Consider the following 22,977-nt stretch of genomic DNA (forward strand, 5'->3'; position numbering starts at 1 on the left):
TGTCCCCACAGCCATGTTCTCCAACCAGCGCCAAGCCGAAATCCTGCGACTCGTCCGCGACGAGCGCACTTGCACAATTACCGATCTGGCTGGCCGCTTCGACGTCTCCGACGAAACCATCCGCCGCAATATCAAGCCGTTGATCGCGGAAGGCCTGCTGATCAAAGTCCACGGCGGTGTGATGCTGCCGGAGCGTCTCGACGAGCCGCCGTTCCAGCGCCGCATGGTGGCAAGCCTCGACGGCAAACGCGCCATCGGCGCACGTATCGCCGAGCTGGTGCGCGACGGCGAGTCGCTGATTATCGAAGGCGGCACGACCTGCCTGCGCATCGCCGAGGCGCTGGCCGCGCGCTCGCGTCTCACGGTCGTGACCAATTCGATCGAAGTCGCCCGGGTGCTGAGCTCACGCAACGGCAACCGCGTGTTCATCGCGGGCGGCGAATTGCGCGCCGACGACTCCGCCGCATTCGGCGACAGCGTGCTGGCCTTTTTGCGTCAGTTTCACGTGCGCTATGCAATCGTTTCGGTGACCGCCATCGACCTGCAGGCGCGGTTCATGGATGCGCTTCCCGCCGATGTGGCGTTCGCGCAGGCCGCGTTCGCGCAGGCCGAACTGCGGCTCGTCGCGGCAGATCAGGCGAAGTTTGGCCATAGCGCGCTGGTGCATGCCTTCGGGGCGGACGCGGTCGATCTGCTGGTCACGGACCAGACGCCCGCGCCGGCACTCGGGCAAGCGTTGGCGGCGGCGGATGTGGACGTGCTCGTGGGCGCTAAAGGCGAGCCTGCCGTGGAAGGTTGATTGGCCGCTTGCGTTCGGTGCGGTTCGGCTGAACCGATCCCGGCTCGCCAGCGCTTGCCCGTGCAGCCCACGTCGCCCGTTCCGCCCCAGCCCACGCTCGCGCCGACACAAAAACCCCCGCCACAGCGCAAGCCCATCACCGCGTAAAATGGCCGGTTACCGTACACAATCGGCGCCCGGCAGTCCCTTGCGCGGACCTGAGCCGCTTTCCCCACAAGCGCGAAATCCGCAGCACAGAGCCGTCGGCGCCTTTTGCCAGAACAGAACCCCGGGATGGACCCTGATGTCGTCAGTTTTCTTTGATCGAGAACGGATTACGGAATGGCTCGGTGATCACACCGTGGCCAAAGCGCGCTCGGTCGGCGCCGTCACGAATGTGAAGTGGCACGGCGACTCCCTGAGCGGCAATGTGCAAGGCACACTCACGCTGCCCTACAAAACGCGCGTGCGATTTCGCACCGACGGCGGCTGGCCCTGGGCGCAAAGCGATTGCAGTTGTCCGGTGGGTCGCGATTGCAAGCACGTGGCCGCGCTGCTGCTCGCCGAGCTGAATTATCACGATGAGATGGATCACATCACGCATGTGAATCTCGACGACAGCGGCGAACCCTATCCACCCAGCCGCTCCGTCGACAAAGCGACCATCGCGTCCACGCCCGCCGCCGGCGTGCGCCCCGAACTGGTCAGTTGGCTCGAGCGTTTCCGCGCGCGCGCCGAAGCCGCCGATCTCGACGCCCAGAAAGCCGGCGCCGCGCGCAGCCAGACCTTGGCGTATCTGCTGAACTGGTCCAACTTCCACATGCGCCACGAGGTCGTGCTGTATCGCGCGCGCTGCAATGCGGACGGCACGGTGTTCGAGGTCGACGAGCCGTGGGCCAATGTCGAAGCCGCGCTGCTCAAACAACCCAAATTCGTCTCCGACGAAGACCTGTCGATCCTGCGCGGTCTGTGGCTCGGCCGTTCGCGCGAGGACTTCGGCCAGTTCATCCTGCGCGGCGCCAGCGGCGCCGAGATGTTGCAGAAGCTGATCGCGACCGGCCGTCTGTTCTTCGAATTCAGGCCCGCACCCGGTCACGAAGGACCCGCGCCGCTGGCGCGCGGTCTCGACCGGCCCGGCCGGATCGAATGGGAGCCGCTCGCCGACGAGCGCCTGCGGCCCGTGCTATGCACCGAGCCGCGCGCCAGCATGGTGCTGCCGACCGAGCCGGTCTGGTACGTGGACGGTGTGGCGAATGAAGCCGGCGTCGTGCAAACGTCGCTGCCGTTCCAGCAGTTGCCCGATTACCTCGCCATGCCGCCCATCTCGCTCGCCGAAGCGCCGCTGGTCGCGTCGGTCTTGCGCGAGATCGCGCCGGAATTACCGCTGCCGCCCACCCACGACACCTCGGCGATCCGCGTGATCGACGTCGACCCCGTGCCGGTGCTGACGCTGAACAGCCACACGCTGCCGCCGGCGGGCAAGGGGGGCATGCGCAAAACCGAGGCGGTCGAACTGGCCGCCGTGAGCTTCGACTACGACGGCGTCAGCATCAATGTCGACAGCAACGTCACGCTCGTGCCGATGCCGGGCGGCGACGTGATTCACATCCGCCGCCGTTACGAGGCCGAAAAGAAGCGCTTGCTCGAATTGCGCCGCACCGGCTTGCAGAAAGTGCCGACCAGCCGGGTCTACGCGTCGCGTCTGCTGCCGGACACGATGCTCGGGCTGCCCGATGCCGATGCATGGTCCATCTTCGTCAACGACGCCGTCCCCGAACTCGTCGCCAAAGGCTGGCGTGTCACGATGGCGCCGGCGTTCCGCTACAACGTGATCGAGATCGACGCGATCGACGGCACCGCGCACCAGGCCGGCGACGGCTGGTTCGATCTGGAAATGGGTATCCGCATCGGCGAGCGTAACGTGCGGCTCGAACCGCTGCTCGCCGACCTGTTCCGACGCGACCGGCGCTGGCTGAACGGTGCGCTCGAAACGATCGCCGACCACGAACCGATCGAGCTGAAAACCGAGGAGAACAAGCGTCTGCGGCTGCGCGCCGACCGCCTGAAACCCGTGGTGCGCGTGCTGGTCGATCTGTTCGACGCGCTCGGCGGCGCTCTCGCCGACGGTGCGCCGCTGCGCGTGCCCGCCGTCGACGCAGGCCGGCTGGAAGCATTGAACAGCACCGGCCGCTGGCAATTCCACGGCGACGACTCGGTGCGGCAACTCGCGCAGCGTTTGCAGGCCGGACCGGGACTGCGCCAGGTGCCGGTGCCGCGCGGCCTGAAAGCGGAATTGCGCGGGTATCAGCAGCAGGGTCTCGACTGGATGCAGTTCCTGCGCGAACAGGATCTGGCCGGCGTGCTCGCCGACGACATGGGGCTGGGTAAAACCGTGCAGACGCTCGCGCATATTCTCGCGGAGAAGGAAGCCGGGCGGCTGACCCGGCCTGCGTTGATCGTCGTGCCGACCACGCTGGTGCACAACTGGCGCGAGGAAGCGCGGCGCTTCGCCCCCGAGCTGAAAGTCCTGGCGCTGAACGGTCCGCAGCGCAAGGAGCGTTTCGAGCAGATCGGCGAACACGAACTGGTGTTGACCACCTACGCGTTGTTGTGGCGCGATCAGAAAGTGCTGGCGGAGCACGACTACCACCTGCTGATTCTCGACGAAGCGCAGTACGTCAAGAATGCCAGTACGAAGGCCGCGCAAGCGATCCGCGGATTGCGTGCGCGGCATCGGCTGTGTTTGACGGGCACGCCGCTCGAGAATCACCTCGGCGAACTGTGGTCGCAATTCGATTTCCTGCTGCCGGGTTTTCTCGGCAGCCAGAAAGACTTCACCCGGCGCTGGCGCAATCCGATCGAAAAAAACAGCGACGGCGTGCGCCGCGCGCTGCTGGCGCGGCGCATCCGGCCGTTCATGCTGCGCCGTCGCAAGGACGAGGTCGCTAAGGAGTTGCCGGCCAAGACCACCATCGTGTGTTCGGTGGATCTGGAGGGCGCGCAGCGCGATCTGTACGAAACCGTGCGCACGGCCATGCAGGAGAAAGTGCGCGCCGCGGTCAGCGCGCAGGGTCTCGCCCGGAGTCACATCATCGTGCTCGACGCGTTGCTGAAGCTGCGGCAGGTGTGCTGCGATCCACGCCTCGTTCGAACGCTCAGAACGGGCGGCGAGGCGGAGCCGTGGCTGGATAAACCGGCCGACTGGCGCGCCGGGGCGCAGCGAGCGGATAAAGCGGGCAAGGCGGATAAAGCCGACAAGGCCGCGCGCGCGTTGGGCTCGGCCAAGCTCGATCTGCTGCTCTCCATGCTGCCGGAACTGATCGACGAAGGGCGCCGTGTGCTGCTGTTCTCGCAGTTCACCGGCATGCTGGCGCTGATCGCTGAAGCGCTGGATGACGCGGCGATTCCCTTCGTGCTGCTGACCGGCGACACGACCGATCGCGTCACACCCGTGCAGCGGTTCCAGCAAGGCGAGGTACCGCTGTTCCTGATCAGCCTGAAAGCGGGCGGCGTCGGGCTCAATCTGACCGCGGCCGACACGGTCATTCATTACGATCCGTGGTGGAATCCGGCCGCCGAAAATCAGGCAACCGACCGCGCGCATCGGCTGGGTCAGGACAAGCCGGTGTTTGTGTACAAGCTGATCGCGGCAGGCAGCATCGAGGAAAAGATCGTGGAGTTGCAGGAACAGAAAGCAGGGCTCGCCGACAGCATTCTTTCCGAAGATGCCGCCGGCACCACGAAGTTTTCCGACGACGACCTCGACGCGCTGTTCGCGCCAATGCCGGCAATTGAAGGCGGTCGATAAGCGGCATTTTATCTGCATCAAAACGGCAGTTTAAATACGGTCACAGATTTGCTTCGAATACGAACGCTGGTATTAAAAAGACATGTCTGTAACAAACGTCTTCGTATGTAAATTGCCGCGCGCCGGCGCTTAAATTCAGACGATTTTGTCGCCTGGCGCAGCCTTGATCCGGCAGGGGCGCGGCTTACGTCACACGTAATAGCTACCTGGCGGATCGTTACAAAGGCAGTTCTTTCATCTTGAGCGGAATTTTCAAAGCGGCTACGTTGAGCTCACTCGCGCGGTTAGACCCCAGCGAGCGTGTGGTGTGTTGAGCGGCGTCGCCTCCATCAGCGGGGCGACGCCGCATTTTTTGCGGGATCGTCATGGCGCACGAAGGTCGCCTTAACAATATTTAAACGATTTATTTTGAGACTGTTCCTATACTGACTCGCCAATTGTCAAATCGTCGTGTCTCGAATCGACATGCGGCATGAATATGCACAGGCAGACGGGGCCAATCCGCTGCGAGCGAGACCAACAACGATCCGCGTAATGACCGGGATGACTATCCGAGTCGCTACTTTTAAAGGACGACATCGGCATCCCGGCGGAACCTGAGAGACGGCGGGATGAAGCGCAAATGGCGGCTCCAATCGCTGAGCCGCGCGGAGAGCGGCTTAACCGCATCCGCCGAAAAGAACGGCTGTTTTTTCGATTATGATGATCTCGCCCCCCCGATAATCAGCGCCATAAACCCAAGAATTGCGCGCCAATTTTGAGACGAGTGGGCGGCAGAACGGAACAGGGCGCAAGGCAAAGGACCGTAAGTCGAAGAAATGCAGCCGGAGTTGAAAAGGGGACCCGGATCGCCGGCACTGATGCCGGCATCCCGGTCATCTGCCGGCCAGCCGGCCATCAGTTAGGTAGCACGTTGTCGCGTTGCGGGGTTTTATGAGAATTGCTGTCCTGGATGACGATTCGGCTCAGGCCGATCTGGTATGTCAAACGCTGTCGGCCGCCGGCCATATCTGTCACGCATTCGGCGCGGGCCGTGAGCTGGTGAGGCAGTTGCGGCGCCAGACCTTCGATCTGCTGGTGCTCGACTGGAACGTGCCCGACATGTCGGGCGAAGAGGTGTTGCGCTGGGTGCGCGAAAGCCTTTCCGAGCGTCTGCCGGTGCTGTTCATGACGAGCCGCGGCCGCGAAACCGATATCACCTCGATCCTCAATACCGGCGCGGACGATTACGTCGTCAAACCGGTGTCGGCTGCCGTGCTGCTCGCGCGGGTCGGCTCGTTGCTGCGCCGGGCGTATCACCTGAAGCCGGCCGCGGTGAAGGAAGTGTTCGGCGAATTCGAGTTCGATCTGGGCGCCAAGCACGTGGTGGTGCGCGGCGCGACCGTCGCGTTGACGCAGAAGGAATTCGAGCTCGCGTTGCTGCTGTTCCAGCATTTGAGCCGGCCGCTTTCGCGCGCGCATATTCTCGACGTGATCTGGAAACAGGCCACCGACATTCCGTCGCGCACCATGGATACCCACGTCTCGATGTTGCGCAGCAAGCTGGGCCTGCGGCCCGAGCACGGCTATCGTCTGACGCCGATTTACGGGTATGGCTATCGCCTCGAGCGGATCGAATCCGCCACGCAGCCGGCCGCCGCTATTGAACCCCCTGAAGCGGGGGAGGCGTGACGGTTTCCGCAGGGGTGGCAGGGCGCGGCGGTGCGAGTTCGAAACGCCGCGGCGGTGGCGTGTTGCTGAGCGCGCGCTTGGTCGCGGGGTTGGTCACGTTGACTTGCGCCGTGTCGATGCCGGCGCAGGCGCAAGTGTCGCGCGGGGCGAAAACGCGTCCAACGGCGACGGCGCCATCGTACGTTCAGTACGTGACTCATGACGGCGACACGCTGTACGAGATCGCCGCTCATTATCTGCGCGATCCGGACGACTGGGCCGTGCTGAGTCGCCTCAATCATGTGCCCGCACCGCGCCGCATGCCGGCGGGGACCGCGCTGCGCTTGCCGGTCGACAAGCTCAAACAGGATCAGGAATCCGCGCGCGTGATCGCGACCAGCGGTCCCGCCGAGCACGCCTTCGGCAAGAGCCCGTACGTGCCGCTCACGGAAGGCGCGACGCTCGGCGAAGGCGACCACATCCGCACCGGTCGCGACGGTTTCGTTTCGCTGGAATTGCCGGACGGCTCGCACGTGACGGTGGCACAAGATGCCGAGGTGGACATCGCACGGCTGCGGCGCACCACGCTGACGGGCGCGGGCGACCGCGTGCTCGATCTGCAGCACGGCGAAGTCGAAAGCCAGGTCACCCACGCGACGAAAAAAGACGATCGCTTCCAGATCCGTTCGCCTTCCGTGGTGGCCGGCGTGCGCGGCACACGTTTCAAAGTCGCCTACGACGGCGACGCGCACACCACGGCGGTGGAAGTGCTGGACGGCGCGGTCGGCGTCGATCCGGCCACGCTCGATGGCCACACGCCGGCTTCGGCGCCGCCGCCCGGCGTGCCGTTGCAAGCATCCGCGCAGCTCGTCAGGGCCAGCTTCGGCAGTGTCACGCGCACTGGCGGCACGATCGGCGATCCGGTGGCGTTGCTGGCGGCGCCGGCGCTTGCGCAGCCCGCCAGGGTGCAGGACGGCAAGACTGTCGCGTTCGATCTCATACCGGGCAGCGCGGCGCCCGGCTACCGTGTGCAGATTGCCCGCGACGCCGATCAGCTCGACCTGATCCGCGATCTGCGCGTCAGCGTGCCGCATGCGGACTTCGGCGATCTCGCCGACGGCACGTATTTCGTGCGGATCGCCGCGATCGACGCGCACGGGCTCGAAGGTCTGCCGCAGGTGTACGCGTTCGAACGGCGTCAGCTTGGGTTGTCCGCTTCGGCGGGGCCGCGTGCCGGCAGTCGCGACTATGAATTCCGCTGGTTCGTCAGCCGCAGCACGGTCGAGACGCGCTTTCGTTTCGTGCTTGCCGCGAGCGCGGATCTGCGCCATCCGATTGTTGACCGTACCGATCTGAAGGGCGGCCAACTGGTGGTGAGCGACCTGCCGGCCGGCGTCTACTACTGGACGATCGTCGCCGAGCAATTCGAGAACGGCCGCTTCTATGAGAAGAGCAGCGCGGTTCGCTCGTTTACGCTTGCGCGCTGAGGCTGGTAGATTCCCGTTACCGGGCCGGCCGTCGGCCCGCTCCAACGATTCCGACCACGCCACGCTTTGCCGACCCCATCCACGCGTCTGAGCCTCGATCCGCGCGCCCGCCTGGGGCGGCGCGCCGGCCGCCGTTTCCTGATCGAGTGGGTGGCGATCGGCTGTCTCGGCATCGTGGTGATTCTGCTCAGTTCACTGGGCCGGCTGAGCGCGAGCGTCGATCACCTCGTCTATGACCGCTTTCTGAGCCTGCACGCGCATCCCGTGCTGCCCGATATCGTGGTGGTCGAAATCGACAACGCGAGCGTGGCGCAACTTGGGCGTTGGCCGTGGCCGCGCAGCGTTCACGCGCGGCTGCTCGAGCAGATCGCGAGAGCCCAACCCGCTGCGGTGATCTACGACGTGCTGTTCACCGAGGCCAATCGGGAAGACGCGGCACTGGCCCGCGCGATCGCGCTGAGTCCGACCTATCTGCCGGTGCTGCTTACCGCGCCGGACAGCGCGGGCAAACGCAGCGTGGTTGAGCCGGTCGCGCCGCTGGCGCAAGCGGCGGCGGGACTCGGACATATCAATCTCGAAGTGGACAGCGACGGGATTGTGCGCAGCGTCGCGCAATTCGAGGGCGACGCGCCGTCGCGCTGGCCGCAACTGATGGTGCCCGCCGCGCAGGCGGTCGAGCGCGGCACGCTGCGCTTGAACGACTTGCGGCGTGAGCGCTTGCCGGCTGAGGTGGGAAGTAAGGCAAAGGCCGCCCAGAACGAAGACAGCGACGACGAAGGCCGCTTCCTTATCCCCTTCGGCCCGAACACGCAAAGCTACAACAGGCTAAGTTTCGCGAGCGTCCTCGACGGCGACGTACCGGCGGATCGACTGCGCGGCCGCATCGTGCTGATCGGCGTGACCGCGTCCGGCCTGTACGACCGGTTCGCGACGCCGGTGTCCGGCGAACTGGGCCCGCTGCCCGGCGTGTATATCCACGCGAACGTGCTCGACGCGCTGCTGACCGGCCGCGAGATCGAGCCGGCCGAGCCGTGGGTGTTGTGCGCGGTGTCGCTGGTGCCGCTCGCCGCGTTGCTCGCCGGGTTTCTGGTGTTGTCGCCGCGCCGCTCGCTGTTGCTGACCGGTGCGCTGTGCGCGCTCGCCGCGGCCGGCAGCGCCGCCTTGCTGTTCGGCGCGCGGCTCTGGATGTCGCCGGTCCCGGCCATCGTCGGCGCGGTGGTCGTGTATCCGATCTGGAACTGGCGGCGCCTCGAAATGACCATGGCCTATCTGCGCGGCGAACTGCAACGTCTCGCGGACGAGCCGCACTTGCTGCCGGAAACGCCCGCGCGCGGCCGCGAATTCGGCGGCGACGTGCTGGAGCAGCACATGGCGCTGATGGCGCAGGCCGCGCAGCGCGTGCAGGACATGAAGCGTTTCGTCTGGGACAGCCTCGACAGCATGCCGGAGCCGATCCTGGTGAGCGACGTGCACGGCGTCGTGCTGATCGCGAACCATGCCGCCAAGGCGCATTTCGCCCGGCTGCCCAATGCACCCGCGCCCGAAGGCCGGCCGATGCAGGCCGTGCTGGGTGGGCTGACGCTGGTGAAGACCATCGACCGCGACGCCGCCACGGACGCGGACAACAATCTGCTGGCACACGCGCAGTGGCCCGCGCTGCTCGATCCGGCGCGCCGCGAATTCGCCGGCTTGATGGCGCAAGGCGTCGAGGTGCGGGACGCGAACCAGTGCGACTATCTGCTGCGCTACGCGAATTGCACCAACGAACAGGGCGAGACGACAGGCTGGATCGCGGGTCTCGTCGACGTGTCGGCGCTGCACGCGGCCGAGCGTCAACGGGAGGATGCGCTGCGGCTGCTGTCGCACGACATGCGCTCGCCGCAGGCGTCGATTCTGGCGCTGGTGGAGATCGAGCGTGCCCGCGACGAGCCGGTGCTCGCGCGTGGTTTGCTGGAGCGTATCGAGCGTTATGCGCAGCGGGCGCTGACGCTCGCCGACGACTTCGTGCAACTGGCGCGCGCGGAATCGCAGGCGTATGTGCTCGAACCGGTGAGTCTGGCCGAGCTGCTGATCGACGCCAGCGACGAGGTCTGGCCGCAGGCGCACGCCAAACGCATCACGCTGCAGACTGACGCCGGCGCGGGAACGCAAGCTCAGACGCAAGTGCAAACGCCGGGCGATGCCAACGCCAAGGCAGAAGAAGAAGGCCACTGGATCTGCGCCGACCGCTCGCTGATCACGCGCGCCCTCGTCAACATTCTGAACAACGCAGTCAAGTACAGCCCGCCGGACACGCGGATCACGTGCAGCCTCGCGACCGTTGAATCGACCTCCGTAGCCGGCGCTGCCCGGTGTGTGTCGTGCACGATTCGCGACGAAGGCTACGGCATTCCGATCGAACAGCAGGCCGGGTTGTTCGAGCGGTTCCGGCGCTTTCACGAGACCGAGCGGCCCGAAGTAGGCGGCGCGGGATTGGGCATGGCATTCGTGAAGACTGTCGTGACGCGTCATGGCGGCGACGTCGAGGTAGTCAGCGCGCCCGGCAAGGGCACGGCGTTCACGATCATGATACCGGCGCTCGACGACGCGCAATTCGAGGCCTCCGCCTTGCCGCGTGCCTGACAAGAAAGATGATGAATACGCACTTTACCGAAGCGAGAAGATGGTGAAAGCAATCCTGATCTGTGCCGCGCTGGCCGCGGCGAGTCTTACCGGTTGTGCGGGCCTGAGCGCCGACGTGCACACCGCTCACGCCACGGATGCCGCGGCGGCGCTGCAAGGCGAGCGAACCTATGCGCTCACGCGCATGCCGTCGCAGGATGCCAGCGCGGATCATCTGCATTTCGAGGGTCTGTTGCGCGACGTGTTGGCGAGACAGGGCTTCGCCGAGATGCCGGGTGGATCCGCGCGCTATCTGCTGTCGGTCGCATACGACACCCGCCCGGCGGCGATCGGCGTCGATGTGGAGGATTGCGCGCCGGGCGACTGCGGCCATCAGCCGGATGCGCCGTTCGCGCTGTTCGGCGGCCCGGCGTACCGGCACGCCTTGACGTTGAGGTTTTTCGAGCGCGCGACCGGCCAGGAGGTCTACAAGGTCAGCGCGGTCAGCAGCGATCGCGATGCCGATCCGCTGCACGCCGCACCGGCGCTCGTGAAAAGCGCGCTGGCGAAGTTGCCGTTCGCGCCGCCGGCGGACTGGCGCGTGACATTGCGCGCGGATAAAACGAGCGGCGTACCCGACGTGGTGTCGGTGAAGGCACTGCAGCCTTGACGTTCGGAGTTTGCTGCGCCGCTGTTCTATTTCAGCCCAACCACAGGACCCTGCGCCTCTTCCGGCCAGCGGTTTTCAAACACGCATTCGGTGAGCGGCAGGCGGCTCGCCCAGCGCTCGGTTTCAAGCATCGGCTCGCTATAAAACCGGTCGACGTGGCCAAGACACAGAATCGCCACCGGCCGCGCGCCCGCCGGCATATGCAGCAACGCGCGAACCGTGTCGACGTCGAACAGCGACACCCAGCCCATCCCCAATCCTTCCGCCCGCGCGGCCAGCCACATGTTCTGGATCGCGCACGCGACCGATGCGAGGTCCATCTCCGGTAACGTGCGGCGGCCGAAAATATGCCGCTCGCGGCCATCCATCAGCGCCATCACCAGCAGTTCGCCGCACTCCAGCATGCCTTCCACTTTCAGCTTCATGAATTCCTCGCGACGTTGGCCGAGCGCGTCGGCGGTGGCCAGCCGTTCGCTTTCGACGGTGGCGTGCAAGGCCGTGCGCAGCGCTGGATCGGTAATGCGCGCGATCCGCCACGGCTGCATATAACCGACGCTCGGTGCGTGATGCGCCGCGTCGAGCAGGCGCTGCAGGACCGCTGGATCGACTGGATCGCGCACGAAGTGGCGCATGTCGCGGCGTTCATAAATGGCGCGATAGACGGCGTCGCGCTCGGAATCGTTAAAAGGCGTTGCCATGGAACAGGGCGGCCGTGAAGGCCGGGTTGGAGGGCCAGTAAGCGTGCATATAGGTTGCCACGATGGCGCCGTGGCGATATAGGGCTTCGCCCGATGTCGCGCTGTTCGGCCGCGTGGCGTGGCGCGACGGGGTGAGCGGCGTGCTCAGCCTGGAATAGTGAAAGGTGTGGCCGGTCAGCGTGCCGTGCGCGCCGTCGAGCTGTTGCATGCCGAGCGCGGTGAAGCGTGTTTGCATGGTTGCGTGACCGGGCAGCAGGCCGAGCATCGGCGTGCTGGTGCCGTGCGTGTCGGTGAGCTGGTCGAGCAGATACAGCATGCCGCCGCACTCGGCGACGACCGGTTTGCCGGCCGCCACGTGCGCGCGAATGGTCGCGGCACTACGCGGGTTGCCTGCCAGCGTCGCCGCGTGCAGTTCCGGATAGCCGCCCGGCAGATAGAGCGAGTCGGCGTCGGGCGGGATGGCTTCGTCGGCGAGCGGCGAGAAGTAGGCGAGCCGCGCGCCGAGCGCTTCCAGTAGCGTGAGGTTGGCCGGGTAGATAAAAGAGAACGCGGCGTCGCGCGCGATCGCGATCGTTTGGCCTTGCAGCAGACGTGGCGTTTCGAGCGTTGCGGGCGGGCCGAACTCGACCGGCGGCGGCAGCGTGGCCAGCGCGGTGTCGCCCAGCGTGTCGGCGGCGCGATCGAGGCGTGCGTCCAGATCGTCGATCTCGGCCGCCTGGTGTAGACCGAGGTGGCGATCCGGCAACTGGATTTCGTCGCAGGCGGCAATGTGGCCGCACCAGCGTAGTCCGGGCGGCAAGGCTTCTTCAAGCATCTGCGCGTGCCGCGCGGAGCCGACGCGATTCGCGAGCACGCCGTAAAAAGGCACCTGCGGCCGGAATTGCGCGAGTCCGAAGGCGACCGCGCCGAAGGTCTGCGCCATCGCTTTGGCCGAAATCACCGCGAGCACCGGCACGCCGAACGCGGTGGCGAGATCGGCGCTGCTCGGCGTGCCGTCGAACAGGCCCATCACGCCTTCGATCAGGATCAGGTCCGCTTCCGTCGCCGCCTGCGCGAGCAACGCGCGGCACGCGGGCTCGCCGACCATCCACAGATCGAGCGACAGCACCGGCGCGCCGCTCGCGCGTGAAAGAATCATCGGATCGAGAAAGTCCGGGCCGGTCTTGAACACGCGTACGCGCCGTCCCTCACGCCGGTGATAGCGTGCGAGGCCGGCGGTGATCGTGGTCTTGCCTTGTCCCGAGGCGGGCGCGCTGATGAACAGCGCGGGGCATGCGGACACGGCTTAAAACTCCACGCCGCGTTGCGCTTTCACGCCTTGCTCGCGGTACGGATGCTTGACGATGCGCATTTCGGTGACGAGGTCGGCGGCTTCGATCAGCGCGTCCGGCGCGTGACGGCCGGTCACGACCACATGCAGCATCCCGGCGCGCGCGTTCAACACGGCGAGGACTTCGTCGAGCGGCAGATATTCGTACTTGAGGACGGTGTTCAGCTCGTCGAGGATCACCATCTGGTAATCGCCGCTTTCGATCATCCGGCGCGCTTCGTCCCAGCCTTTGCGCGCGGTGGCGATGTCGGCGTCGCGATTCTGCGTGTTCCACGTGTAGCCGTCGCCCATCGTGACGAAATCGCAGTGGGCGATCGCGCCGAGGAAATCGCGCTCCGACGTATGCAACGCACCCTTGATGAACTGCACGACGCCGAGCCGCATGCCGTGGCCGAGCACGCGCACGGCCATGCCGAACGCGGCCGTGGTTTTGCCCTTGCCGGTGCCGGTGTTGACGATCAGCAGACCCTTTTCGACGGTGGCCTGGGCCTGTTTCTTTTCGTGGCCTTCGCGCCGGCGCTCGGTCATCCGTTGATGGGAGTCGGGATCGGTTTTCATGGCGGGTTCTGTGGTTGGTTGGCGTGGTCGGCGGAGGCGGCGATAGCCACGGTCACACCGGCATGGATAGTCTTGCGTACGATAAGGCGGGCTCGCGACGCGGCCGGCTCGGCGGCCGCCGCCAGCAGCGCGCACGGCTCACACACGCCGTCCACGCCGAGATGGGTTTTTGCCGCTGTCGAGCCAGTTTCCACCGGCACCGCCGCGATCTGCTCGCGGCTGAAGAAGACCAGCGGCAACCCATGGCGTGCGCAGAAATCGAGCAAACCGGCTTCCCGCGATTTACTGTCGATCGAGGCGACGGCACGAATCCGATCGAACCGATACGCGCCGAGCGCGGCGCGCACGGCCGCCTCGATCTGTTCTTCCGAACTCTGCAAACGGCAGCCGATGCCGACAGTCAGCCACGCGGCGCTCATCGCGGCGGGCATGAGGCGCGCCATGTCGTCGGTGGACTGGAAAGGCGAAATAGGGGGGCGTGCCCGAGGGCTGGCATCGAGGTCATGCAAGACGGCGAATTCCCGTTTAACGGCACACACGAACGCACGAGCGGGCACCCAGCGCGCGCATACGATAGCACACGACGCCCCGCCCGATAAGCCTTCGCGGCCGGTGTCGCCTTGACGGCGGCGGGTCGCGGGCCTACACTCGCACGCACTTCTGGTGCTCGCGTGCGCGCTCTCGCGCATGCAGTTAAACGGGAAACAGGGTGCCCGCCTGCAACGACCGGGTCAACCTGTGCTGCCCCCGCAACGGTAAGCGAAATGCGGCGTCCGGTTCAGTCTCCGGCGCCGCGGAGCCGGCTTCAATGTCCACGCGCAAGGCCGCGTCGGCATGTCACCACTGGGCGAGAACCTCCTCGCCCGGGAAGGGGAAGCGGCGCTTTCGCCAGCCCGGATACCGGCCGGAACATGCAGAGCGAACGCCGCGGGGATGCGGCGCGCGCTCATGACCTCCCCTCCGCACAAAACGAAGCGCGCCGGCGTGCCCGTGCAACTCCTACGGAAGAACCTCACGATGCAAACTCAAATGCGCAAGATTCCCGTCACCATCGTCACGGGCTTTCTCGGCAGCGGCAAGACCACGCTGCTGCGGCACATTCTTCAGCATGCCGGCGGCAAGCGCATCGCGGTGATCGTCAACGAGTTCGGCGAGCTCGGTATCGACGGCGAAATCCTCAAGGGGTGCGGCATCGGTTGCGACGAAAACGGCGTCGAAACCGAAGGTCAACTGTATGAACTGGCGAACGGCTGCCTGTGCTGCACCGTGCAGGAAGAGTTCTTCCCGGTGATGGAAAAGCTCGTGGAACGCCGCGATCAGATCGATCACGTGCTGATTGAAACCTCCGGCCTCGCGTTGCCCAAGCCGCTCGTGCAGGCGTTCAACTGGCCGCAGATCAAGAACAGCTTCACCGTCGACGCGGTGGTGACGGTGGTGGACGGCCCCGCTGCCGCGAGCGGCCAGTTCGCCGACAATCCGCTTGCCGTGGACGCTCAGCGCCAGGCCGATCCGAATCTCGATCACGAATCGCCGCTGCACGAACTGTTCGAAGACCAGTTGTCCGCGGCCGATCTGGTGATTCTGAACAAGACCGATCTGCTCGACGACGCGCAGCAAGGCGCGGTCGAGGCGTTGATCCGCGAAGAGATTCCGCCGCAGGTGAAGATCGTGCGCGCCCACATGGGTCAGCTCGATCTGCATACGTTGCTCGGGCTCGAAGCGGCGTCGGAAGAAACGATCCATTTGCGCCACGACCACCACGGTTCCGCCGAGGACGCCGATCACCATCACGACGAGTTCGATTCGGTGGTGGTGCAGGCGGATGCGCCGTCGCGCGAAGCGGTGATCGCCGCGTTGCAGGCGCTTGTGGAAGCCAACACGATTTACCGCGTGAAGGGCTTCGCGGCGTTGCCCGGCGCGCCGATGCGGCTGGTGATTCAAGGCGTGGGCCGCCGCTTCGACAGCTATTTCGATCGACGCTGGCAGGCCGGCGAAGGCGGCCGCAGCCGCTTCGTGCTGATCGGCGAGGACCTCGACCAGGCCGCGCTGCAACGCGCGTTCGACGTTGCACTGGGCGTCTCGTCCAGCCACGCTGCGCAACAGGCGTAAGCGCACATGCATCTGCTGCGCACGACGCCGGGCGGTTTTGTCGACGATACGCAAGGCGTGATCCGTATCGATCAGCAGCCTGCCGAGATCGTCGTGCTCAGTTCCGCCGACACCACGCTGTCGTTGCTGGCGAGCGTGGTGGCGCGTCTGGGTGACGGCTTTCCGAGCCTGCGGCTCGCGAACGTCACGTATCTGCGGCAACCGGCTTCGGTCGACTTCTATGTCGAAGACGTGTTGCAGCATGCGCGCGTGGTGGTGGTCGATCATCTCGGCGGCGAGGCGTATTGGCCGTACGGCATCGAGCAGGTGGTGGCGCTCGCCGAGCGTAAGCAGCAGACGCTCGCGATGTTTTCCGGCGACCTGCAGGAAGATCCCAATCTACTGGCACGCAGCACCGCGGACGCCGATCTGTGCCATCAGTTGTGGCGTTATCTGCGCGAAGGCGGCGCGCAGAATGCGGAAGCGTTTTTGCGCTGCATCGCGCACCGCACCTTCGGCTGGGGACGTGAACCGGCGCCGCCGCGCGCGTTGCCCGCCGCCACGCTCTATCACCCCGAGCGCGATACGCCGAGCGTGGCCGACTGGCAGGCGCGCTGGCGTGACGGCGCGCCGGTGGCGGCGATCCTGTTCTACAAGGCGCATCTGCAGGCGGCCAATACGGCGGTGTTCGATGCGCTGATCGACGCGCTCGAAGCGCAAGGGCTCAATCCGCTGCCGATCGCGATCACCTCGCTGAAAGATGCGCTGAGCCGCGACGTCGTGCAGTCGTTGTGCGCGCAACATAAGGTTGCGCTGGTGCTGAACACGACCGCGTTTGCCGCCGCCGCGATCGACGATCCCGAACCGCTCGCGCTTGCCGGCGATGCGCCGGTGCTGCAGGTGATTCTGAGCGGCGGCAATCGCGAGGACTGGCTGAAGGACAACCAGGGCCTCAATTCGCGCGATATCGCGATGCATATCGCGCTGCCGGAAGTGGACGGGCGGATCATCACGCGTGCGATCAGTTTCAAGGGCCTGGCCTATCGCTGTCCGCACACCGAAGTCGATGTGGTGCGCTATCAGCCGGATCTCGAACGGGTGGGCTTTCTCGCCAAACTGAGCCGCCGCTGGTGCCGACTCGGCACGCTCGACAACGCGGACAAGAAACTCGCGCTGATTCTCGCCAACTATCCGATGAGCGAAGGTCGGATCGGCAATGGCGTGGGACTCGACACACCGGCTTCGGTGGTCGGCATTCTGGCGATGCTGCGCGACGAGGGTTATCGTCTCGCCGATTTGCCCGCCGACGGCGGCGCGCTGTTGCAAAAGCTTACCGAAGGCGTGACCAACGACCCGGTGGTGCGTGATCTGCGGCCCGCGTTGCAAAGCCTCGCGCTCGACGACTATCTGACTTACTTCAACGCGTTGCCCGCCGAGGCGCGCGCGGCGTTGAACGCGCGTTGGGGCGCGCCCGAGCAGGACCCGACGTTGCGGCGCGGCCGCTTCATGATCGCGGGATGGCGCTGCGGGCAAGTGTTCGTCGGCATTCAGCCGTCGCGTTCGCGCGAGCAGGGCGATTACGCGAGCTATCACGACGCCGAACTCGTGCCGCCGCATGCGTACCTCGCGTTCTATTTCTGGCTGCGTCATCAGTTCGGGATCGATGCGGTCGTGCATGTCGGCAAGCACGGTAATCTCGAGTGGCTGCCCGGCAAGAGCGTGGCGCTGAGCGACGCGTGCTGGCCCGATCTGATTCTCGGGCCGATGCCGCATCTGTATCCGTTCATCGTCAACGATCCGGGCGAGGGCAGCCAGGCGAAGCGGCGTGCGCAGGCCGTGATCGTCGATCATCTGATGCCGCCGCTCACGCGTGCCGAAACGTACGGGCCATTGCAGGACCTCGAACGCCAGGTCGACGAATACTACGAAGCGCTGATGGTCGATCCGCGCCGCTCGAAGCTGTTGCGGCGCACGATTCTGGCGACCATCGTCGAACATAAGTTGCATGAAGAGCTGAGTCTCGCGGCGCCGAACGGGCAGGACGCTGAAGATACGCTGCTGACACGCGTCGACGCCTGGCTGTGCGAGCTGAAAGAGGCGCAGATTCGTGACGGTTTGCACACGTTCGGCCAATCGCCTCGCGGTGTGCAACGGCGCGATACGTTGCTCGCGCTGGGGCGCTTTCCCGTCGGCGACGGCCAAGGCGGCAAGGCCGGTTTGATCGATGCGCTGGCGCGCGATCTACGGATGGATCATCTGTTCGATCCGTTGTCGGTGGATTGGTCGGCGGTGTGGGACGGGCCGCGTCCCGAGGTGTTGCAGCGCGTGAGTGATGCGCCGTGGCGGCATCGCGGCGATACGCGCGAGCGGCTGGAATTGCTGGCAGCGGAGATGTTGCGCGGCGTGTGTGGGGATGGCGTCGCTGGGGCGGATTTAACGCCGCCTGCCGGAACTTTGCCGCAAGCGGAGCGGGTGATCGAGCGTCTGCGTAACGATGTGTTGCCGCGGCTCGACGCGTGCGGTCCACAGGAAATGATGCAGTTCAAGCGTGGCCTCGAAGGGCGGTTCGTGCCGCCGGGGCCGAGCGGATCGCCGTCGCGCGGGCGCCCTGACGTGCTGCCTACCGGCCGCAATTTCTATTCCGTCGACACACGCGCGATCCCGACGCAAGCCGCCTGGTCGCTCGGATTGAAGTCCGCAAAGCAACTGATCGAACGGCATTTGCAGGAGAAAGGCGACTATCCGCGCGCCATCGGCCTGTCGGTGTGGGGCACCGCGACGATGCGCACCGGCGGCGACGATATCGCCCAGGCGCTTGCGTTGCTCGGCGTGCGGCCGAAGTGGGCGCCGGGCAGTCATCGCGTGACCGACTTCGAGATCATGCCGATCGACGCGTTCGACCGGCCGCGTATCGACGTGACGCTACGCGTCTCCGGCTTTTTCCGCGATGCGTTCGCCAACGTGATGCATCTGTTCGACGCCGCCGTGCAAGCCGTGGCCGAACTCGACGAGCCGGAGGCGCTGAATCCGATTCGCGCGCGCGTGCTGCGCGAACGCGACGCGTTGATCGCGCGCGGCATGGACGCCGCGCAAGCGCGCCGGCGCGCCGGCTGGCGCGTGTTCAGCGCGCGGCCCGGCGCGTACGGCGCGGGCCTGCAGGACATGATCGACTCGCAGCAATGGCAGACCGACGCCGATCTCGCGAAGGCGTATCAGGCGTGGGGCGGCTACGCGTACACGCAGAAGAGCGCGGGCGAGGAAGCGCGGCAAGCGTTCGGCGAGCGCCTCGCCGCCATGGATGTGGTGCTGCAGAACCAGGACAACCGCGAGCACGATCTGCTCGATTCGAACGACTATTACCAGTTTCAGGGCGGCATGGTCGCGGCCGTGCGGCATCTGGCCGGTGATCAGCCGAGCGTGTATCACGCCGATCACAGCAACCCGGCCGCGCCGCGCGTGCGCACGCTGCATGAGGAAATCGCGCGAGTGATTCGCTCGCGCGTGATCAATCCGAAATGGCTCGACGGCGTGAAGCGTCACGGCTACAAGGGGGCGGCGGAAATCGCCGCGACCGTGGACTATCTGTACGGTTATGACGCGACCGCGCGCGTGGTCGCGGATCATCAATATGCGCTGGTCGCCGATGCCTATCTGAACGACGCGGATACGCGCGAGTTCTTGCAGCGGCACAATCCGCATGCGCTACATTCGATTTGCGAGCGGCTGCTCGAAGCGATGCAGCGAGGGTTGTGGCAGACGCCTGGCGAGTATCGCGGGCAGGTTGAGCGGCATTTGCTCGCGAGTGAGCAGCAGATTGAGGGGGCGCGGAGATGAGTGCATCGGATCAGGGCGTGGATCGGGGCGCGCAGCAGGGGGAGATTCAAGCTGTGAGGCAAGGCGTGAACGAATGTGTGGACCAAGGCACGAACCAAGGCGCGAACGCGCGGCCCGCGTTTCCTTTTGCCGCGCTGGTCGGGCAGGCGCCATTGCAGCAGGCGCTTCTGCTGGCGGCGATCGATCCGGGTTTGGGCGGCGTGCTGGTCACCGGCCCGCGCGGCACGGCGAAGTCGACCGCGGCGCGCGCGCTGGCTGAATTACTGCCTGAAGGCCAATTGGTGAACCTGCCGCTCGGCGCGAGCGAAGACCGCCTGATCGGCACACTCGATATCGAAACCGTGCTGCGCGACGGCGCGGTGCGCTTCTCACCCGGCTTGCTGGCGAAGGCACATCGCGGCGTACTGTATGTGGACGAAGTCAATCTGCTGCCGGATGCGCTCGTCGATGCCTTGCTCGACGCGGCGGCGAGCGGCGTGAATACCGTCGAACGGGACGGTGTTTCGCATAGCCACGACGCGAGCTTCGTGCTGATCGGCACGATGAATCCGGAAGAGGGAGAGTTGCGGCCGCAACTCATCGACCGCTTCGGGTTGATGGTCGAATTGCAAAACTGTTTTGAGCCGTCGGTGCGCCAGCAGATCGTGAAAGCGCGACTTGCGTTCGATCTCGATTCGCAGGGCTTTCGCGCGGCCTATGCGCAGCAGCAGGCGCTTTATGTGCGGCAAATTCAGACCGCCCGGTCGACGCTGCCGCAACTCGCGTTCGACGACGCGGTGCACGCGCGGGTCAGCGCGTTGTGTATCGGCGCGGCCGTCGACGGTCTGCGCGCCGATCTCGTGATGCTGCGCGCGGCGCGGGCGTTGGCGGCGCTGGAACAGGCCGCGGCGGTGACGGTGGAGCATGTGGATCGTGTCGCCGAGGCGGTGCTGGTTCATCGGCGTCATCGGCGTGAGGATTCGACGCAGGTTGAGACGCGTGATGCGGATGCCGGGCGGCAAGGGCGGAGTGGGGGTGAGGTTGAGCGGCGGGGGGCGGCTTCGTCGTCTGCTGCGTCTGCTGCGTCTGCTGCGTCGTCGGCGTCTTCGCAAGGCGCTGGGGTGTCGTCGTTCGGTGCTCATGCCTCCCGTGGTGATTCCAGCGAAGCCGACTGGGGTTATCTACCGCCCGAGCCTGCCGGTACCACTCAAGTCAAAGGCGTCGTACCGCTCAGCGTAAAAAAACGCTGAGCCATCGGAAGGGCGCAGCCGCTGATTCACGTAGCGGTTTTCGATGGCGGCAAGGCGCGCGCACGAACGCCGGGCCGCTTTCGGGTCCGCGTGATCGATCGGTCGACAAGCAGGGCAAGCGCATAGCGTGGCCGCCCACGCTTGCGGCAATGCGCCGGCAGATGCTGCGCGCGGAACATCTGCGGTTCGTGCGAGAAGCGCCGCGCGGCGGCGTGCTGCATTGTTTCTTGCTCGATTGCTCCGCATCGATGCTGACCGGAGAGCGGCTCGCGCTCGCCAAAGGGCTGCTGATCGCGTTGTTCGACCGTGCGAGCACCGCGCGTGCCGAGGCGGCGTTGGTCTGTTTCGGCGGTTCGGACGCGGACGTGCGTTTCGGCCCGGCCGTGCCGCGCTGGTGGAACGAGCGGTGGCTCAGGCCGGTGGGCGGTGGCGGCGGGACGCCGCTTGCGGTCGGTGTCGGGCGAGCGGCGCGGTTGCTGCAAGACAGTGCGCGCCGCAAGCCTGCCCAGCAGCGCTGGCTGTGGATCTTGACCGACGGCCGCACGAGCGATGAACCGGCGCGGCCGCGCGATGTGGATCAGATCGTATGGGTCGATTTCGAGCAGGGCGCGATAAGGCTGGGGCGGTGTGCATCTCTCGCCGATGGCTGGGGCGCGCGGTATGTGACGGCGGAAGAGTTGATTGGCTGATTGAGTGGCCGGCGAGGTGATCTGATAGAGGGCTTCGACCAGACGCTCAGACCAAACGCTCAGACCAACGGCGCCGGCCGAACGCCGTAACCAACCGAGCCGACCAACGCCCCCCGACCGCCATGCCACTTGCCGCTTTGCCCTCGCATCAACCGTTCGTCCAATGCGACACATCGTCCTGACGATCGAACACGAAGACTTTCATCGCCATTTGCTGCGCCGTGTCGAGCTGGTCGAATTCGAGCCCATGCGTTGCCGGCTCGCCCGGACTGCCGGCTTTGTGCACGTTGCGGATCACCGCCGTGGTTTCGATCTCGGTGTCCATTTCCGCGGACTTCAAGCGGAAGGCGACCCGCAGCCGCTCACCCACCGTGCCCACGGTCCACGAAGCGGCCAGCGACATGCCGAGCGCGCTGATCCCCTTCGCGAGCCCGAGGCCTTCATACGTTTCCCCCGTTTCGCCGATACCGAAACGCACCGCAAGGTGCGTATTGACGCGAATCGACTTGCGTTCGCGCAGGCGACGGATCACGCCGGGCTTCGACAGCACGACGTAGTCGAACGGCGAACGGCAGATCGCCTCGACCGTGCAGACGAAGCGGAACACCGCATGGCTCGCTATCGCGACGATTTCGATGTTCTCACCCAGCCCCAGCGGCAGGATCCGACCTTGATGCAGTGGCGGCGTGACGAATAACGCGTGATTCGGCGCAAAACCGATAATCCGGCTTGGATGCATGGGCGCGCCGCTGCCAACTTTCGACCGCACGCCAATCAGTGCACCGATTTCCAGGTGCATATCCTTGATCGTCAACGGGTTGGCGGGATCGGCGTAAGGTTCGACCTCGGCCGGCTCGTGCGCCGTTCCGTCCAGCAAGTCGCCGCGATGCGGCTGGAAGTGCGTGAACAGGAAGTTGCGCTCGTCCGTGGTCGCGAGAATGGTCCCGTTGGTAAACAGGAGCGTGCCGTCGGCGTCGACGATCGGCCATTCGAGCGGTGCGCCGACCGGCACCGCGTCCATTAATAGAGCCGCCGACGGAGCGGCGGGCGGGTTTTCCTCGGAGTGTTGCTCGACTGGATTGTCCATGGTCGGCTATTTTTGTGAGTGACGGGATATCTATGGTTGACGGAAGAATCGCGAAAAACTTTAGTTCCCGATCGTTGGAGGATCTTCGTGTCGTCGCTATGGTGTTGATTTTGAAAGAGATCATATTCTGATCGATACGAGTGAGGTGTTCCTTCGGCACGATTCAGGTTAAATCGGATGGCTAACTAATTTCGAGGGGGAGTCGCAGTGGTTCATCGAGCCGCTTCTTCGTCTTCGGAAAATATTGCGCGAAGGGGGTTGACGGCCTGCGAGCCTATCTCCATAATCTCGTTTCTCTGCTGCATATGCAGCGACGCAGAACGAAGCAGTGCCGGGTAGTTGTGAAGTTGGCGACACGGTGCTGGTGCGGTAGTGAATGCGTATCGATCTTTAAAAATTAACAGCCGATAAGTGTGGGCGCTTGATGCGAGACGCGAGGCGGATTCTCCGGAATCTGCCGTAAAGCGAAA

Annotated in this window: 16 protein-coding genes and 1 riboswitch; of the genes, 10 read left to right on the forward strand and 6 right to left on the reverse strand. The window is 65.5% G+C overall.

Translation table 11 applies throughout. The features are described 5' to 3' along the window. The first annotated feature begins 13 nt into the window (after window positions 1–13). The 6 genes from BX591_RS27615 to BX591_RS27640 all read left to right on the forward strand — a co-directional run bounded on the left by BX591_RS27615 (window position 14) and on the right by BX591_RS27640 (window position 10,994). Window positions 14–799, forward strand: coding sequence for a DeoR/GlpR family DNA-binding transcription regulator (locus BX591_RS27615; RefSeq protein ID WP_111934501.1), 786 nt, complete (start codon window positions 14–16; stop codon window positions 797–799). Window positions 800–1,082: 283 nt separating this feature from the next. Continuing rightward, window positions 1,083–4,586 (forward strand): DEAD/DEAH box helicase, encoded by a 3,504-nt coding sequence (locus tag BX591_RS27620; RefSeq protein ID WP_111934502.1) that lies wholly within the window; start codon window positions 1,083–1,085, stop codon window positions 4,584–4,586. Between the two features lie 933 nt (window positions 4,587–5,519). Continuing rightward, window positions 5,520–6,257: a response regulator transcription factor gene (locus BX591_RS27625; RefSeq protein ID WP_111934503.1), complete on the forward strand. Its 738-nt coding sequence runs from the start codon at window positions 5,520–5,522 to the stop codon at window positions 6,255–6,257. After that, window positions 6,254–7,723, forward strand: a complete 1,470-nt coding sequence (locus BX591_RS27630) for a FecR domain-containing protein (protein ID WP_111934504.1) — start codon at window positions 6,254–6,256, stop codon at window positions 7,721–7,723. The genes BX591_RS27625 and BX591_RS27630 overlap by 4 nt, the downstream gene beginning before the upstream one ends. Window positions 7,724–7,789: 66 nt before the next feature. Beyond that, a complete protein-coding gene (locus BX591_RS27635; RefSeq protein WP_111934505.1) occupies window positions 7,790–10,345 on the forward strand; it encodes a CHASE2 domain-containing protein in 2,556 nt (851 codons plus the stop codon). Window positions 10,346–10,385: 40 nt separating this feature from the next. Beyond that, on the forward strand, window positions 10,386–10,994 hold the full coding sequence (locus BX591_RS27640) for a DUF4136 domain-containing protein (RefSeq protein ID WP_111934506.1): 609 nt from the start codon (window positions 10,386–10,388) through the stop codon (window positions 10,992–10,994). Window positions 10,995–11,020: 26 nt separating this feature from the next. Here BX591_RS27640 and bluB read toward each other — a convergent pair whose 3' ends face one another. From bluB to BX591_RS36795, 4 genes are read right to left on the reverse strand one after another with little or no spacing between them, the layout of a single operon-like run. Beyond that, the gene (gene bluB / locus BX591_RS27645; protein WP_111934507.1) at window positions 11,021–11,692 is read right to left on the reverse strand and encodes a 5,6-dimethylbenzimidazole synthase; all 672 of its coding nucleotides are present in this window, start codon (window positions 11,690–11,692) and stop codon (window positions 11,021–11,023) included. Further along, window positions 11,676–12,974 carry a cobyrinic acid a,c-diamide synthase CobB gene (locus tag BX591_RS27650; protein ID WP_111934508.1) on the reverse strand — a complete coding sequence of 433 codons (1,299 nt, stop codon included), beginning with the start codon at window positions 12,972–12,974 and terminating at the stop codon, window positions 11,676–11,678. Before BX591_RS27650 ends, bluB begins: the two co-directional genes overlap by 17 nt. A gap of 3 nt (window positions 12,975–12,977) precedes the next feature. Continuing rightward, entirely contained in the window at window positions 12,978–13,580 is a 603-nt protein-coding gene (cobO, locus tag BX591_RS27655) for a cob(I)yrinic acid a,c-diamide adenosyltransferase (RefSeq protein WP_111934509.1), read from the reverse strand. Continuing rightward, window positions 13,577–13,999, reverse strand: coding sequence for a cobalamin biosynthesis protein (locus BX591_RS36795; protein WP_176343130.1), 423 nt, complete (start codon window positions 13,997–13,999; stop codon window positions 13,577–13,579). Before BX591_RS36795 ends, cobO begins: the two co-directional genes overlap by 4 nt. A gap of 226 nt (window positions 14,000–14,225) precedes the next feature. Beyond that, window positions 14,226–14,503, forward strand: a riboswitch (cobalamin riboswitch). A 94-nt stretch (window positions 14,504–14,597) separates the two neighbouring features. Here BX591_RS36795 and cobW point away from each other — a divergent pair. The 4 genes from cobW (at window position 14,598) to BX591_RS27680 (ending at window position 21,420) form a co-directional block, all read left to right on the forward strand. Then, window positions 14,598–15,689, forward strand: coding sequence for a cobalamin biosynthesis protein CobW (gene cobW / locus BX591_RS27665; protein WP_111934523.1), 1,092 nt, complete (start codon window positions 14,598–14,600; stop codon window positions 15,687–15,689). A 6-nt stretch (window positions 15,690–15,695) separates the two neighbouring features. After that, a complete protein-coding gene (gene cobN / locus BX591_RS27670; RefSeq protein ID WP_111934511.1) occupies window positions 15,696–19,502 on the forward strand; it encodes a cobaltochelatase subunit CobN in 3,807 nt (1,268 codons plus the stop codon). Then, the gene (locus tag BX591_RS27675) at window positions 19,499–20,731 is read left to right on the forward strand and encodes a magnesium chelatase ATPase subunit I (protein ID WP_111934512.1); all 1,233 of its coding nucleotides are present in this window, start codon (window positions 19,499–19,501) and stop codon (window positions 20,729–20,731) included. Before cobN ends, BX591_RS27675 begins: the two co-directional genes overlap by 4 nt. A gap of 149 nt (window positions 20,732–20,880) precedes the next feature. Further along, entirely contained in the window at window positions 20,881–21,420 is a 540-nt protein-coding gene (locus BX591_RS27680) for a vWA domain-containing protein (RefSeq protein WP_111934513.1), read from the forward strand. A 148-nt stretch (window positions 21,421–21,568) separates the two neighbouring features. On the opposite strand, the gene BX591_RS27685 is transcribed toward BX591_RS27680, so the two are convergent. After that, entirely contained in the window at window positions 21,569–22,507 is a 939-nt protein-coding gene (locus tag BX591_RS27685; RefSeq protein ID WP_111934514.1) for a flagellar brake protein, read from the reverse strand. A 212-nt stretch (window positions 22,508–22,719) separates the two neighbouring features. Next, window positions 22,720–22,977 (reverse strand): hypothetical protein (locus tag BX591_RS36800; RefSeq protein WP_208644752.1); only part of this gene is annotated, 258 nt, incomplete at its 5' end.

It is taken from the genome of Paraburkholderia bryophila (genome assembly GCF_003269035.1).
GTDB classification, from domain to species: Bacteria; Pseudomonadota; Gammaproteobacteria; order Burkholderiales; family Burkholderiaceae; genus Paraburkholderia; species Paraburkholderia bryophila.

What these genes read in the sequence shown, in the direction of transcription:
- BX591_RS27615 (WP_111934501.1), top strand. Translation starts at nt 14, where the DNA reads ATGTTCTCCAACCAGCGCCAAGCCGAAATCCTGCGACTCGTCCGCGAC.
- BX591_RS27620 (WP_111934502.1), top strand. Translation starts at nt 1,083, where the DNA reads ATGTCGTCAGTTTTCTTTGATCGAGAACGGATTACGGAATGGCTCGGT.
- BX591_RS27625 (WP_111934503.1), top strand. Translation starts at nt 5,520, where the DNA reads ATGAGAATTGCTGTCCTGGATGACGATTCGGCTCAGGCCGATCTGGTA.
- BX591_RS27640 (WP_111934506.1), top strand. Translation starts at nt 10,386, where the DNA reads ATGGTGAAAGCAATCCTGATCTGTGCCGCGCTGGCCGCGGCGAGTCTT.
- bluB (WP_111934507.1), bottom strand. Translation starts at nt 11,692, where the DNA reads ATGGCAACGCCTTTTAACGATTCCGAGCGCGACGCCGTCTATCGCGCC.
- cobO (WP_111934509.1), bottom strand. Translation starts at nt 13,580, where the DNA reads ATGAAAACCGATCCCGACTCCCATCAACGGATGACCGAGCGCCGGCGC.
- BX591_RS36795 (WP_176343130.1), bottom strand. Translation starts at nt 13,999, where the DNA reads ATGAGCGCCGCGTGGCTGACTGTCGGCATCGGCTGCCGTTTGCAGAGT.
- cobW (WP_111934523.1), top strand. Translation starts at nt 14,598, where the DNA reads ATGCAAACTCAAATGCGCAAGATTCCCGTCACCATCGTCACGGGCTTT.
- cobN (WP_111934511.1), top strand. Translation starts at nt 15,696, where the DNA reads ATGCATCTGCTGCGCACGACGCCGGGCGGTTTTGTCGACGATACGCAA.
- BX591_RS27675 (WP_111934512.1), top strand. Translation starts at nt 19,499, where the DNA reads ATGAGTGCATCGGATCAGGGCGTGGATCGGGGCGCGCAGCAGGGGGAG.
- BX591_RS27680 (WP_111934513.1), top strand. Translation starts at nt 20,881, where the DNA reads ATGCGCCGGCAGATGCTGCGCGCGGAACATCTGCGGTTCGTGCGAGAA.
- BX591_RS27685 (WP_111934514.1), bottom strand. Translation starts at nt 22,507, where the DNA reads ATGGACAATCCAGTCGAGCAACACTCCGAGGAAAACCCGCCCGCCGCT.